Source organism: Acidicapsa dinghuensis, from assembly GCF_025685685.1.
Lineage (GTDB): Bacteria > Acidobacteriota > Terriglobia > Terriglobales > Acidobacteriaceae > Acidicapsa > Acidicapsa dinghuensis.
This window is the reverse complement of the sequence record NZ_JAGSYH010000006.1, coordinates 256,667-270,614: the sequence shown is the minus strand read 5'-3', so window position 1 is coordinate 270,614 and position 13,948 is coordinate 256,667. Positions and strand designations below refer to the sequence as shown.

Below are 13,948 nucleotides of genomic sequence, written 5' to 3'. Positions count from 1 at the left end.
TCATCCGCAATGAGATGACGCCGCTTTGAGGTTTGTGGTTACAGAGAGATCAATGATGCGATCCACCACCGCCGCCGGATGGATGTCCACCTCCGCCGCCACCGGACATTCCGCCACCTGAGGGAGCAGAGAAATGCGGCGCCGGAGCCGGAGCGCTGAAGTGGCTGCCAGAACTAGGTGAAAAGCTGGAGCTGCGTGGCGGAGCGTAGCTCGGAGCACGGGGAACGTAACCAGGAGCTGATGGGCGGAAGGTGTTTGATCCGCCTGCGCCGTACCCATAGGTCGTGCCGGGATGCATGCCACCGGGACCTTCGGGACGATTCGCAAAGCCAGCAGCAGTGCTGCTATACGCCTGTCGCGGCACAATCGGATGCATTGGCTCAATGGTATGGCCGTCAATTGTTACCGGATGTGTTCCGCCGTTGAGAGAGAGTTCTCCGTCACCGGCAGGGCGATGATCCACGTGAATCACGTTGCTTCTGCCAGCCACTACAGGATGCATGCCACCGCCGACTGGATGCGGAGTACCCGGACCACGCCCCGGACGGCGCGGCGGCAGATAGCCGTGCGGGGGACGCCCAACGTTGTAGCCCCAGCCGCCATACGGTCCATAGCCGTAGTTGCCCCACCACGGATTGCAAGCGGCGCCGGGATACCATCCCCAGCCGAGGCCGTCGTAGAAATTCCACGCGCCACAGGCAAAGGGCGCATAACCCCAGTCGTACCCGGAGACGAAGAGATACCCATAACCGGGATAGTTGACCCAGTTGCCGTAACCATAGGGATCCCAAGCTGAGCCGGTGGCCTGCGCGTCATACGGAGACCAGACGTATCCCTGGCCGGGAACGTCATACCAGTTGCCGTTGGCGTCGAGATCGCTGAAGCCCGCGGCGGAGTTGCCGTACTTGCTGGAGGCGGCCGTTTTCTCGCTGGCCTGCGCATTCAGCGCCTGATCGCGATCGGCATTCCAGCTATCCCAGGAATCGGAGGCGATTGTCTCGTCGAGCTTATAGTTGGATGGATCCGAAGCATTGAGAGCAAGGCTTTCGCCGCCATGTACTTCGACCTGCACGGCGTTGCCCTGTTCGACATGAACATTGCCGGAGAAGACAGCGATGTTGCCCGGAGGTTGATCGAGCGTTACGCGAATCACGGAAAAGCTGCTTGGAGAGAATGAGGCAGGACCGAGCCGCACAAGTATGCCGTTGGTGTCGTTGGAGGGCTGCAGTTCAAAGTAGCAGAGACCGCCATTGACGGTAATCTCAGAGCGGGTTCCGCTTCCCTGCTTCTGCAGAACGGGCAATGTGATGGATGAGTTCGGTGACAGACGAACAACACTGCCGTCTTCGAACTGGATCTCGGCATTGCCATCATCGGCGGTTGAAATCTGCGACCCTTCAAAGATCGGCATGTTTGCATAGGCTGGATCGGCAACCACCTGACCGTCCTGCACTACCCTGACTTTGCCATCGACGCTGCTCAATCGGACGGCACGGGCGTCGGGATTCACCTGTGGTTTGGAAGGTGCGTCGTCAGAGAGCGAACCTGCAAGAGACATCGTAGAAGACGACATCAAAAATACGCCAGCCACAGCAGCAAGCGCGCTTGCACAAGTCCAACGAGAAATGGAACGGAACGTTCTCTTTCTAAACCCCGGATCTTCAATGTGTTGAATACATCGCATGAGAGCCCCCTTTCCTACTTCAGCCCTGACCGCCTGCAACCTTCATACAGGCCCTGTCTCAGCACACTTGCCTGAGGCCGGGTCTCAATTCGGAAAGCAACCTACCGGCATAACCTGAGGCTGTCTCATGATATGCCGATTTTGACTGCAAATGCAGCCCGATATACGACTAACTCACTGGATGCTGCACCACCGCTTTCGTATACCGAAGGCGGCGGCCGACTTTCCTGCAGCTATAGACCCATAATTTACACAAAAGACGCAGAAAATCTACTTATTTCGGTTGCATGCAAATCACCACATTGCATACATTACAGGCAACTTACAGAAGGGTGACAGAAATCTGTCGCGAAGTTGGACTATCGTGATCCGGCTAACTTATTCGGCTAGCGAGGCTCGGCAAGAAGCGCGTGTGCGCGCTTTCGGGCACGATCCATCACCTGGTCGTCATCGGCAATGCGCATGAGCGTATCGCGAATGACCTCAGGATCAGCAGCATTGCCGTTATGCAGAGCGTCGGCAAAACTCTCCAACTCCTGGTCAAGACCCAGCCTGTCGTGGAGAAGCAGCATCTCCAGTCTGCCGCCGGTCAGGATGGTATATTCAACCCCCATGAGAGTGCTGCCAAGCTCCTGAATCTGCTTGTCTTTGGAATAGTTAAATGTACAGCTTCCGCTACCGTCAGGGCCGGTGTAAGTGAAGCGCTTGGTGCCCTGAAATGCCACCTTCATATGGCTTTCGCAGGGGACATTGAAGAAATGACGGGAATGCGCAACAGAAAATATCTGGTTGGCGAGCGATGAGCTGAGCTGGATATTCCGGTGGAGTTCGCTGACGGTCATGTGGCCGGTCTGTTGTGCGGTGACGTTGCCCCCGTCGGAGTCGAAGTGGCCGCTTCCATCCGGGGATACACGCAGACTCCAATGCGAAGGCACGAGGCCCGCATCAGTGAAATCTACCTGGAACTCAGGCTGCTGTTGCGCGGATACATGTCCGGCGGAAAAAACTAACGATATACATGCGATTGTCGTGAACTTTTGAAACTTGCCAGAAAGAGCCCGGAGAACTGATTTCATCTTCCCCGCTCCTGAATCGACAATGTCTGCGCTGTGTGGATATGGCAGATGGAGATGGCGAGGGCATCGGCGGCATCGGCAGGCTGCGGCGGATCGGCGAGGCCGAGCAGGCGAGCAACCATGAACTGCACCTGCTCCTTTGCTGCAAGGCCATAGCCAACGACGGAAGACTTGATTTTGAGCGGAGCATACTCGGCAACGGGCAAACCCATTTCAGCGACTGCAAGCAGCGCCACGCCGCGCACCTGCCCAAGCTTGAGAGCAGACTTAGCATTGACCGAATAGAAGACCTCTTCGATCGCAACGACGTCGGGATGCCAGGCTTCCAGCGCGGCATGCAGTTCTTCGCGGACCTGCAGCAGGCGCTCGGGCAGGGTTTTATGCTTTGGGAGACGAATGGCTCCAAAGCCTATGCAAATAAGCTGCGGAATACGGCTCGTTTCGTCTGCATCCACGATGCCATAGCCCGTAATCTCCGTTCCGCAGTCGATTCCTAAAACCCGCATCACCCCAGAGTGTAACGCACGGCCTGCAATAGACAGGTAATTTCACACGATGAAGCTTGTCTGAGAGTGAGATGGCTTTGATGGCCGACGATGCAACCTGCCTTTAACAGACAGATCCTCATCCCTGCTGACTTTTATCGCTTCGCTGAACCAGAGATTCACCTGTTGCTTCCCTCACCTGCGATAGAGAGCTTATACTCGAAGCGCACTTCCTGCCAGACCTCATAAGTCCCTGAAAAATCGATTTACAGGAGCATTGCATCATGAACCTGTCTCGCCGCGAATTTTCCCGGCTCAGCGCGCTTGGTGTTGCCGCACAACTCTCTGGAAGTTTTCTGCCTCGTTTGCATGCACAAGCCTCCGCATCATCGGAGGGCAAGATTGGGTACGCAGCAATTGGGCTCGGGCGCATCTCGAAGCTGTTTATGGCCGGGGTGCAGAACAGCAGCAATTCAAAGATTACTGCCCTGGTGAGCGGGCATCCTGCAAAGGCGGAGATGTACGCCGAGCAATATGGCATTCCTAAATCGTCTATTTACAACTACGAGAACATGGATGAGTTGAAGCATAACAAGGAGGTGCAGGCGGTTTATATCGGACTGCCGAACTCAATGCACGCGGAGTACACGATTCGTTCGGCGAAGATAGGCAAGAACGTGTTGTGCGAAAAACCGATGGCCGTGAGCGTATCCGAATGCGAAGCAATGATTGCGGCGTGCAAGGAAGCGAATGTGAAGCTGATGATTGCGTATCGTCTGCATTACGAGCCAAGCAATCTGCGCGCTGTGCAATTGATACGCGATAGCTCCATCGGCAGGATTCAGTCGATTCAGAGCACTTATGGGTTCAATTGCAAGGCTGGCGAATGGCGATTGGACAAGGCAATGGCTGGCGGCGGTCCGCTGATGGATGTTGGCATCTACAGCTTGAACGCTACCCGTTACCTGACTGGCGAGGAGCCTGTGGAGTTTTCAGCATATGCGTACAGCGACCCTGACGATCCGCGGTTCAAGACCGTGGAGGAGAATCTGAACTGGGTGATGAAATTCCCATCGGGAGTTCTGGCGAGTTGCAACACGACCTACGGTGGCATGATGGATGGGTATTATCACGTGGTTGGCTCTCATGGATGGGTCGAGATGAAGCCGGCATTCAACTACGACGGGCTGCACCTGACGGCGGGCATCTTCAAGCCAGGTGAGAAGCCGCAGATACTCGATGAACCAAGCACGGATACGGGCGCGATTCACTTCACGCGTGAGGCGAATCACTTCTCGGAATGTATTTTGCAGAATAAAGAATCCACTTCCCCAGGCGAAGAAGGGTTGCGCGATATGACGTACATCAGGGAAATCTATCGCTCGGCGGGAATCACGATGAACAAGGGGTACACGGGATAGAGGCGCATCTGCTCTATCCCGAGCCGCCGTGAATCTGCGCAAATCGTAGGAAAAGCAGATTCTTCACTTCTCCACCCCACGGACGAAGACCTGTCCGCGGGAACCCCGCTTCGTTCAGGACGACAAACATTTGCTGCGAATTAGAGACTCGGAATACTAGTAGCTTGTTTTATTGAGCGGATACCAGGTGAGCTGAATGGTGGTGTTATTCACCGAGTGTTTGCCTGTGAGATAGGTCGGTATCAGATAACCCTCGTGCGTGTAGTTGCCCTTGACTTCGAACTCGTCGCCCAGACGCTTAACGACCTGCACGCCGAAGTCATTGATGGTGGTTCCACCGGGAATGAAGTCTTTCGCCGCCTTCTGACCGCGCCAGTTTACCTGGATCCATTCGTTGCCACTCAGATGCCATGTAAGCCAGGCCTGTCCGCCCTTGGCCTCGCGGCCCATCCAGTCGCCGAAGATCTGGCCTGCGTTGGTGTAGCCTTGCGGTTGTTCTCCCTCGAAATACGTAAACTGGCCTCCATTGCTACGGGAGGTTGATTGATCGTCCATCGCAGCTTCGACTCTGAGATCGAGTTTAGGCACGCCGGGGACATGCGAAAGATAGAGCCCGGTGCGAAAGTCTGCGCGGCGCGGCGCCGAGATAGGCGATACGTCGTCGTGCGCTTCTGAATCGGTGTAGAAGGTGAGCCAGTTGCGCAGGTAAGGCAAGCGGTAGCTGATATCGAATGCACCGAAGCGAGCACCTGGGTCATAGCGCGATGTTTTCTCGGCGCTACTTACGTTCTGGAAGCTGAAGAAGCTCTTGAGGAAGGAGTGGATAGTGATGGGAACGTGCCCTTTACCGCCCCAGATGACAGTTCTTTCAAAACCGATTTCAAGATTGCGGGTTGGTTTGAAGCTGATCTTCTCTGCGTGAACCCAGGGATCATTCCACAAAGTATGTCCCTTCAGCGAGCCAACCAGGAATTCATAACGGAAGGGGCCTGTAATCCGGGAGAGCCCCGGAACATGTAACGGCTCGGTACGGTTGATTTCAAACGAATAGATATTTTCCGCATTGGTGGAATAGGCGTACGCTCCGCCATAAGCGGGGCCAAGCCATTGGTCATTCTTACCGAAGGAGACATCATGACCCCAGAGATGCGCCGAGAGATAGCCCTCGACCAAGCGGCCATTCGTTGCTGTTCCTATTGGTCCGAGAGGTATTGTTTCCTGAATGGGATTGGTTGCAACGGGGATAGTATCGATTGCCGAAAGCTCATCGAAGAGCGACTGCGAGTAGCCTGCAGCCGACGGAGCATACTGAAACTCGGCGCGCGCGTAGAGCGTGAAGATGCCCGCAGTTGCATAGCCGCTCGTGCCGCCATAGTTGTTGAATCCATTCTCAACCGGGCGACCGTAATCGTTGGTGATGGTCTCGCCAAGGTGATAGCTGTCGTGCAACGGAGTACCACTGATGCCGCGCGCCGTTTCGTAAGCCGACTCGACACGGAACTGGCCGCGATGCTGGAAACATGGGCCCTGCGCATCGACATTCAATTCGTTCCAGAGCGCCTCATATAATTCGCGCGCTTCATTTGTTGCATCACTGTCGGGCGCATCTTCCAGTTGCGCGTCAGTCTCCTCAAGCATGTGGATCACATTGGATCTGGTCCACGGACGCATGCCCTGAAAAGAAAGGTCAAGATAGCCCAGGGAGTAAAGACGGGAGAGCGACACATACATCCAGCTATCCATCGGGATGTATGGCGAACCCAGGGCTGCCGACTGGCACGGAGCCACGGGTGAAGCGGCCTGCGCAGCTCCCTCCGCAGGAGGCGCTGCAAGGGAATATCCCTGAAAAGCTATGGAAGCAAATGCTGATACGACCAAAGAGCGAAACAAGGGGGCGCGCCTAAGGCGTGCGGCTCGACTCATAAACTAACTTTACTGAAGAAAGTAGAGGAGGGTCAACGAAACAGGCACGCTTTAGCCCTGAGTGAGCATTAGTGAACTCATTCGTAACCGATTAATAATTCAGCAGTTTGGTAGCTGAATCAACGATCTTGTCCACTGATGGAAGATAGAACTTCTCAAGCGATGAGGAGAATGGAATCGAAGGCACATCGGGCGCGGTGACGCGTACGATAGGCGCGGCCAGGCAGTCGAATGCCTGTTCAGCTGCCGTTGCGGCAATCTCAGCGCCGATGCCGAGGGTCTTGTGATCTTCATGGACGATTAACAGGCGGCCTGTTTTTGAGAGCGATTCCAGATACGTGTCGTGATCGAGAGGATTGAGAATGCGCAGGTCGATGACCTCGATCTCCGCACCGGTTTCAGCGTGGATCTTTTCTGCGACCTGCAGGGAGAGTTGCAGTGTCCAGCCGTAGGTGACGAGTGTCATGTCTTTGCCGGGGCGGCGCACTGCAGCATGGAAGAGATCGGTGACGAAATCGCCCTCGTCGGGCAACTCTTCCTTGATAGAGCGATAGAGTTTTTTGTGTTCGAAGTAGACGACAGGATCGTCCTGACGGATAGCGGCTTTGAGCATGCTTTTCGCATCGGCGACCGTGCCGGGCGCTACCACGATGAGACCAGGCTCATGCGCGAACCAGGTGGTGTTGGTCTGCGAGTGATACAGACCACCGCCTACGCCGCCACCGTAGCAGACGCGCAGAGTGAGAGGGCAGGTCTGCGAGCCGCCGGAGCGATAGCGCAGCTTGGCAGCCTGCTGCGTGAGAGCGTCCATGGCGGGCGTGATGAAGTCAGAAAACTGAATCTCAGGCACAGGGCGCAAGCCACCAAGAGCCGCGCCAATTGCTGAAGAAACGATGATGCCCTCGGCTAAAGGCGAATCGATGACGCGAGCGGCGCCGAACTCTTCGTAGAGTCCCTTGGTGGCTCTGAAGACGCCGCCTTCGACGCCGACATCTTCGCCGATGATGAAAACACGCTCATCGCGCCGCATCTCTTCCTGGAGCGCTTCGGTGATTGCACCGATGTAGGTTACAAGTGCCATGACATTCCCTGTCTGAATTCAAATCAAGAGCGTTACATGCAATAACAAGAGGCGGCAGGTCAATAAGACGGAGAATAAGTCTTTGGGTTGAGCCAGCGATCGCGCACTTCGAAGGAATAGACGTGATCGAGCGCTTCGACTCCCTCGGGTGGCGCGGACTTGTCGGCTGTTTCTATTGCGGCGTCGAGCTCGCTATTGAAACTGTCGAGTATCTCCTGCTTCCACTCAGGCGTGAAAAGCTTCTTGGCCGTCAGATACTTTTCCATGTTCGCAATGGGGTCCTTGGCCTTCCAGTGTTCCACTTCTTCCGGATCGCGATATTTGGCCGGATCAATCTCCGAGTGGCCATACCAGCGATAGGTCTTGCACTCAATCAGAGTAGGACCATGGCCGCGGCGGGCGCGATTGATGGCTTCCTGAGCAACGCGATAAACGGCCACGACGTCGTTGCCGTCGACCGTGATGCCGGGGAACCCGTAGGAATGCGCCTTGACGCTGAGGTCTTCCACTCTAGTTTGGAACTTGAGGTTGACCGACTCCGCCCAGAGATTGTTCTGGCAGACGAAAATGATGGGAAGATCATGCACTCCCGCGAAGTTCAGCGCCTCGTGCCAGAAGCCGAGCGAGGTCGATCCATCGCCGAAGTAGGCCACGGCGATGTTGTCGTTCTTCTTCATTTTGTTGGCCAGAGCAACGCCGGTGGCGATGTTGAGCTGCGCCGCGATGGTCGAGGACGGAGTGATGATGTTGAGTGGAGCGTAGCCGAAATGCGCTGGGGAACTGCGGCCTTTGTCGGGTGAGTTGGCGCGTGCGAAGAGATGGCAGAACATCTTGTCCAGCGGCGCGCCCTTGACGAAACCAGTGATGAAATCGCGATGCGAGGGACCGATGGTGTCTTCGGCGCGCAGATCGACGGCAGTGGCCACGACTGTTGCCTCCTGGCCGACAGCTGCGTAGTAATTGCCGGTGAACTTGCCCTGTTTGAAGAGCACGCGGGCGCGCTCTTCCAAAGTGCGGCATTTGAGCATGGTGGCATACATTTGACGCAGCTTGTCGTTGCTGATGAGGCCGCCGCCTTCCGATCCGCTGTTCGCCGCCTGAGCCTCGGCAGGCTCCTTTGCCTTGGTTGCCATAATCCCCTCAACCCTTCAAACAATCTCGATTGTATGATGCTTTTCGCTACTCCCAATGGCCGGACAAACCTATCTAGCCGTCTCAGCAGGCGTCTTCCGTGCTCCTGCGCGCAGTGGAGTGATGTTTCTATTGCAAATCGTCGTTTGAGCAAAGCATAAGCTATCCGGCCACGCCGTGCATGCCGAAGTGAGATGTAGCCTGGGGAAAACTAAAGTCACGTCAAAAGCCGCAGATTTTTACTTTGAGTGCGAAGCTTATCTCGTCATTTGGCGGATGGCTGCCGAATACATAAGCATCCGGTTGGAAACCTCTTCTAACTCTGTTTTGCTTCATACACCAACCGGCTTTATACGGGCCCCTGTCATACCGATTCATCCGATTCTTAAAGAACGCAACGTAACACGCTTGCGGTCAGAGGAAACCATCTGGCCGCGGGAATTTCAGATCTCACGCTACCATTGCTCCTCCATTTTCCGCATGCTCCTGTCGATGGCAGTCTCATCTCCCTCCCATGAGACTGCCTGCTTTTTTCCGAATCAAATACGACCTGATGCGCACTGCCCGGCTACGTGGAGTAGTCGGCGTTGATGCGAACGTATTCCGCCGTAAGGTCTGTGGTCCAGAAGATGCAGGAACCGTCGCCTTGATTCAATTCGATGCGAATGGAGAACTCAGACTGCAGCAGATACGCGTGAGCTGCGGCCTGATCAAGCTCCACGGCGCGGCCTCCGTCGCGGCAAATACGCAGATCGCCGAACCAGATGTCGATGCGCTCCGGGTCGATTTCCGCGCCGGAGTTGCCGATGGCGGCCATCAGGCGTCCCCAGTTGGGATCGGAGCCTGCCCAGGCTGTCTTTACCAGCGGCGAATGCGCGATGTATTTCGCAACCTTGAGTGCGTCGGCGTCGCTGGTTGCGCCTTGAATCTGAAGCTCGACAACATGCTTGACACCTTCCCCGTCGGCTACGATCTGGCGCGCGAGGGAAGTGGCCACCAGCTTGAGCGCGGCCGCGAATTCGCGATGGTCAGCATCAATCTTGACGCCGCTTGCGCCGGAGGCGAGGAGCAGCACTGTATCGTTGGTCGAAGTATCTCCATCAACAGAGATGCGGTTGAAACCGACGTTGACGGCTGAGTCGAGCATGCTTTGAAGAACTGCAGGCTCGATCTCCGCATCGGTGAGAATATAGACCAGCATCGTCGCGTGCGGAACTGCCGTAACGAGACGCGGGTGAATCATGCCGGAGCCTTTACCTACGGCTGCGATACGCACTTCCTTACCCTCAATGCTGAGGCGAGCGAAGGCCGTTTTTTCGACAAGGTCCGTAGTGAGAATGGCCTGTGCTACCTGCTGGAAGTGATCGGACTCTGCGCCCAGCGCGGCCTTAATGCGTGGAAGAGCGGAAATGAGTTTTTCGGCTGGCAGCGGAACGCCGATGATGCCGGTAGAGGACGGAAAAACCTCATCAGGGGTGCAGCCGAACTCGATAGCGGCTGCGTTGCAGGTGGCGTATGCGGCGTCGAGGCCAGCCTGTCCTGCGGCGCAGTTGGCATTGCCCGCGTTGATGGCGACGACGCGCACGCGGCCGCCGGTTGCAGCCATGTTTGCTTTATCCACTGTAAGCGGAGCCGCAGTAATACGGTTGGCCGTGTACATCGCAGCCGCACTGGCTGCTTCATCGGCGACAATCATGGCAAAATCTGGACGACCGCTGGGCTTGAGACCCGCTGTTGTGGCTGCGAAGCGGAAGCCCGCTGGAATCAGGAATTGTGAAATATCACTCATGGTTGTTGAAGTACCAATCAACTCTAGTTTTTCATGCCAGACGTCTTAGTTTTTCACGTCGGGCGGAGATGTGCTTTCAGCAGTAACGAGGGCTGCCGCAAGTCGGAATGGAGACTCTGGATCCAATGGTCAACCCGTTTACTCTAACAAAAGATATGAGTGTGACTCCGAATCAGTTCCCTTTTCCCTCTGGTACTTCTGCTTCCTCTTCCAGCAGCGAAGATCACTTCCTCGAAATACGCAACGTATACGTCGCGTTGGGCGACCGCGTGGTTCTGCAGGACTTGAATCTCAGCATTCGTGCCGGCGAGCATGTGGCAATTCTGGGACCGAATGGGTGCGGCAAATCGACGCTGATCCGGACGATGAACTGCGAGCTGTATCCGCTAATTCCGCCGTCGGGAGATTTGAGCCAGCCTACACAGCCTGCTCCGCATATCTCGATCTTTGGGCGCAATCGATGGGATCTGACGGAACTGCGGAAGCGCTTCGGCATTGTTTCTGATTCGCTCGCCGGAGCAGTGTCGAACCGCGCGCCGGATTCGGCGGGCAGCACTGCCGCGAAGACGACGGGCCGTGACGCCGTGCTTGCCGGATTCTTTTCGGCCTCGACGCTGTGGCCGAATCTGCATGTGACGGACGAGATGCGTGAGCGGGCCGATGAGGCGCTGGCGCGGATTCATGCGACGAAGCTAGCTGGGCAGCGGATCGGTGAGATGTCGGCTGGAGAGAAACGACGGATTCAGATTGCTCGAGCACTGGTACACAGGCCACGGCAATTGCTGCTGGACGAGCCCTCAAATGCGCTGGATCTGGCAGCGCAGCGGAACCTGCGCGAGTCGATGCGGACGCTGATGCGCGATGGCGTGGGATTGATTCTGGTGACACATCATCTGGCGGATATTCCGCCGGAGATCGATCGCGTGCTGCTGATGAAGCAGGGGCGGATTATCGCGGATGGTCCGAGGGCGGAGTTATTGACCGGGCCGGTGCTGAGTGAGTTGTTTCAGACTGAGGTCCGGATTGGGATGGATGATGTTTGGCTGCATAGCTGGTAGTGGTTCTTCATCAAGGATCGCAACCAGATAATACGATAGTCTCAGTTCATACCTGAAGTCTTTCGCGAGCGCGGATTTCGATTTTTCTTCTATTCAAACGAAGGATCGCCACGAGAGCCAGTACACATTCACGTCGAGAAAGATCGCTGTGAGGCAAAATTCTGGCTTCGTCCGGAAGTGAGAGTCGCATACAATGATGGCTACGACGCGCGGGCGCTTCGTCTGCTCCACAGTATCGTCGAAGCCAATCGCGAGCGCATAGAAAGGGCATGGCATGAGCACTTCGGCTGAGGCAACCGGTGTTCACTTTGATGCGGACAGCATGTGGGTAACGCTGGCCGATGGCCGTGTTCTTGGTGTGCCGTTAGCCTGGTTTCCGCGCCTATTGTCTGCATCTGCCGAACAGCGCGAGGAGTTCCGTGTCAGCCGTCGCGGCCTTCACTGGGAAGCACTCGATGAAGATATTTCGATTGATGGGCTGCTGCGAGGGCTCGGAGATCAATCTCATCCTCACAAAGACGCAGCAGCCTGAATCTCAGTAAATTTCAAATAACCAACGTTTATTCCACCGCAGGGACCTCCACACCTTGACGGCTTACCATCTGGCCTTTCCTCTCACCTTTCTGCTTCTGCACCATAGCGGCTACGTCGGCTAAGAGCTTGCTAGGCTCGTACACAATACCGTCTTTCACCACATACTTGATACCGCCGACACGCTCCACTTTACCGGTCTGGTCGTTGAGCTTCATCCAGCCGGTGCCGTAGAGGACTTTGAGGTTGGCGAGCGGGTTCTGATCGACGAGCACTAAATCTGCACGCTTGCCCGCGCGGATGATGCCGAAGTCAGGATCGATGCCTTTGGGCTTTGAAAGCTCTTCTGCGCCGTAAAGCGTGGCGGAACGGATGACTTCGAGCGGGGTTAGACCTGCTTCGCGCAGCAGTTCAAGTTCCTCAACGTACGCGAAGCCGTAGGTCTGGAAGATAAACCCCGCATCAGTGCCGACAGTGACATGGCCGCCCATCTGGTTATAGTCCTTAATCATCTCTTCCCATACACGATAGAAGTTGCGGAAAGCGACTTCATCTTCGGTGGTCCAGTAGTAGAAATAGGAGCCATGGTTGGTGCGGTTGGGTTGGTAATAGTCCATGAGCGAGGGCAGTGTGTATTTGTTGTGCCACTCGGCGGTGTAGGCGCGCATGAGGTCGCGATTGGCCGAGTAGATGACCATCGTCGGATTCATCACCGTGTCGTGCGCCTTAAGGTCTTCGAGGAAGTCGTTCCACTGCTTCGAGCCTGGCGGATAGATCTTGTTCCAGTTGCGAGCGACCTGGGCGAAGCGCATCTGTTCATCGCCGTAGTTCTGACCCGTGGGATAGTCCTGAACGGTGGAGTTGTCGAGGAGCGACTCGAAGAGGCCGTAGTTGTGCGTGACGGTGCCGAGGCCGAGGTCGACTGCCTCGCGTGCGTTCAGGCGTGACTCGAAGTTCTGGCCGAGATGGGCGATGGTGCCGAGATGCTTCTTCTTGGCTTCGTCGAACAGAGCGGCGGCGATCTCGGGATCTTCGCCGAAGATCTTGACGCCATCTGCACCTTTATCCGCCAGATAATCGACCCACTGACGAGCAAGTTCGGGAGTTAGAACGGATTGCGGCTTCCAACCGTCGCCAGAAAACGCGGGCTGATAGACGAAGATATGTGGGGCGACGGTTTCGTCTTTATTGGAACGCTCGCGCTCGTGGAGAGACCAGTCGAGCGGACCGGCGGGAACGCCGCGAACTGTAGTGACTCCGTGGGCCAGCCAGAGCTTGTTAACGTACTCGGCTTCGGGAGCTTTCTTCGCGTCGCCATAGTGGACGTGGGTATCGACGAAGCCGGGCATGAGGTACATGCCGGTGCCGTCGATCTCATAGGTACCTTTGGCGGGGCGATGCTTGGGATCGATGGGAACCTTGTCGGCGCCGACGATCTGCACATCTGTGATGCGGTCGTGTTCGACGACAACATCAACGGGGCCGATCGGTACGCCTCCTGTGCCATCGATGACGGTTACGCCGCGGATGACCAGACGGTCGTACGGGCCCATTCCTTCGCCGGGCTTACGGTCGGGAGCGGCAACCAGTTCAGGCTTGACGGCTTTTTGTGCGACCAGAACGGGGCCCGCAACAACGCATAGAGTTCCAACGAAACACGCAATAGCACCGCGACGGGTAGTTTTCATCCTAACTTGTCCACTCCTCTTTTTGAAATGGGGGCCAGCCGGGACATGCACTGGCACGCCTGGAATTCGATCTTGCTGATT

At 56.2% G+C, this 13,948-nt stretch carries 12 protein-coding genes; 4 read left to right on the top strand and 8 right to left on the bottom strand.

Translation table 11 applies throughout. The annotated features are described in order from the left end of the window. Positions 1 to 49: 49 nt before the first annotated feature. The 3 genes from OHL22_RS19310 to ruvC form a co-directional block, all read right to left on the bottom strand. On the bottom strand, positions 50 to 1,558 hold the full coding sequence (locus OHL22_RS19310) for a DUF6600 domain-containing protein (protein WP_263341100.1): 1,509 nt from the start codon (positions 1,556 to 1,558) through the stop codon (positions 50 to 52). Positions 1,559 to 2,070: 512 nt separating this feature from the next. Beyond that, a complete protein-coding gene (locus tag OHL22_RS19305; protein WP_263341099.1) occupies positions 2,071 to 2,760 on the bottom strand; it encodes a hypothetical protein in 690 nt (229 codons plus the stop codon). Beyond that, positions 2,757 to 3,266: a crossover junction endodeoxyribonuclease RuvC gene (gene ruvC, locus OHL22_RS19300; protein WP_263341097.1), complete on the bottom strand. Its 510-nt coding sequence runs from the start codon at positions 3,264 to 3,266 to the stop codon at positions 2,757 to 2,759. Before ruvC ends, OHL22_RS19305 begins: the two co-directional genes overlap by 4 nt. A 263-nt stretch (positions 3,267 to 3,529) precedes the next feature. On the opposite strand from ruvC, the gene OHL22_RS19295 reads away from it, so the two are divergent. Then, on the top strand, positions 3,530 to 4,666 hold the full coding sequence (locus tag OHL22_RS19295; RefSeq protein WP_263341095.1) for a Gfo/Idh/MocA family protein: 1,137 nt from the start codon (positions 3,530 to 3,532) through the stop codon (positions 4,664 to 4,666). Between the two features lie 156 nt (positions 4,667 to 4,822). On the opposite strand, the gene OHL22_RS19290 is transcribed toward OHL22_RS19295, so the two are convergent. The 4 genes from OHL22_RS19290 to argJ form a co-directional block, all read right to left on the bottom strand. Beyond that, positions 4,823 to 6,556, bottom strand: coding sequence for a capsule assembly Wzi family protein (locus tag OHL22_RS19290; protein ID WP_263341093.1), 1,734 nt, complete (start codon positions 6,554 to 6,556; stop codon positions 4,823 to 4,825). Between the two features lie 124 nt (positions 6,557 to 6,680). Beyond that, complete coding sequence (locus tag OHL22_RS19285) at positions 6,681 to 7,670, bottom strand: alpha-ketoacid dehydrogenase subunit beta (RefSeq protein WP_263341091.1); 990 nt, start codon at positions 7,668 to 7,670, stop codon at positions 6,681 to 6,683. Between the two features lie 59 nt (positions 7,671 to 7,729). Continuing rightward, positions 7,730 to 8,803, bottom strand: coding sequence for a thiamine pyrophosphate-dependent dehydrogenase E1 component subunit alpha (locus tag OHL22_RS19280; protein ID WP_263341089.1), 1,074 nt, complete (start codon positions 8,801 to 8,803; stop codon positions 7,730 to 7,732). Between the two features lie 566 nt (positions 8,804 to 9,369). Continuing rightward, on the bottom strand, positions 9,370 to 10,590 hold the full coding sequence (argJ, locus tag OHL22_RS19275) for a bifunctional glutamate N-acetyltransferase/amino-acid acetyltransferase ArgJ (protein ID WP_263341087.1): 1,221 nt from the start codon (positions 10,588 to 10,590) through the stop codon (positions 9,370 to 9,372). Between the two features lie 107 nt (positions 10,591 to 10,697). On the opposite strand from argJ, the gene OHL22_RS19270 reads away from it, so the two are divergent. The 3 genes from OHL22_RS19270 to OHL22_RS19260 are packed head-to-tail and all read left to right on the top strand — an operon-like array spanning position 10,698 to position 12,180. Continuing rightward, positions 10,698 to 11,648: an ABC transporter ATP-binding protein gene (locus OHL22_RS19270; RefSeq protein ID WP_263341085.1), complete on the top strand. Its 951-nt coding sequence runs from the start codon at positions 10,698 to 10,700 to the stop codon at positions 11,646 to 11,648. A gap of 48 nt (positions 11,649 to 11,696) precedes the next feature. After that, positions 11,697 to 11,939, top strand: coding sequence for a DUF4160 domain-containing protein (locus OHL22_RS19265; protein WP_317890911.1), 243 nt, complete (start codon positions 11,697 to 11,699; stop codon positions 11,937 to 11,939). Next, the gene (locus OHL22_RS19260; protein WP_263341082.1) at positions 11,923 to 12,180 is read left to right on the top strand and encodes a DUF2442 domain-containing protein; all 258 of its coding nucleotides are present in this window, start codon (positions 11,923 to 11,925) and stop codon (positions 12,178 to 12,180) included. Before OHL22_RS19265 ends, OHL22_RS19260 begins: the two co-directional genes overlap by 17 nt. 28 nt (positions 12,181 to 12,208) lie before the next feature. Here the strand turns inward: OHL22_RS19260 and OHL22_RS19255 are convergent, their stop codons facing one another. Further along, the gene (locus OHL22_RS19255) at positions 12,209 to 13,867 is read right to left on the bottom strand and encodes an amidohydrolase family protein (RefSeq protein WP_263341080.1); all 1,659 of its coding nucleotides are present in this window, start codon (positions 13,865 to 13,867) and stop codon (positions 12,209 to 12,211) included. Between the last annotated feature and the right edge of the window lie 81 nt (positions 13,868 to 13,948).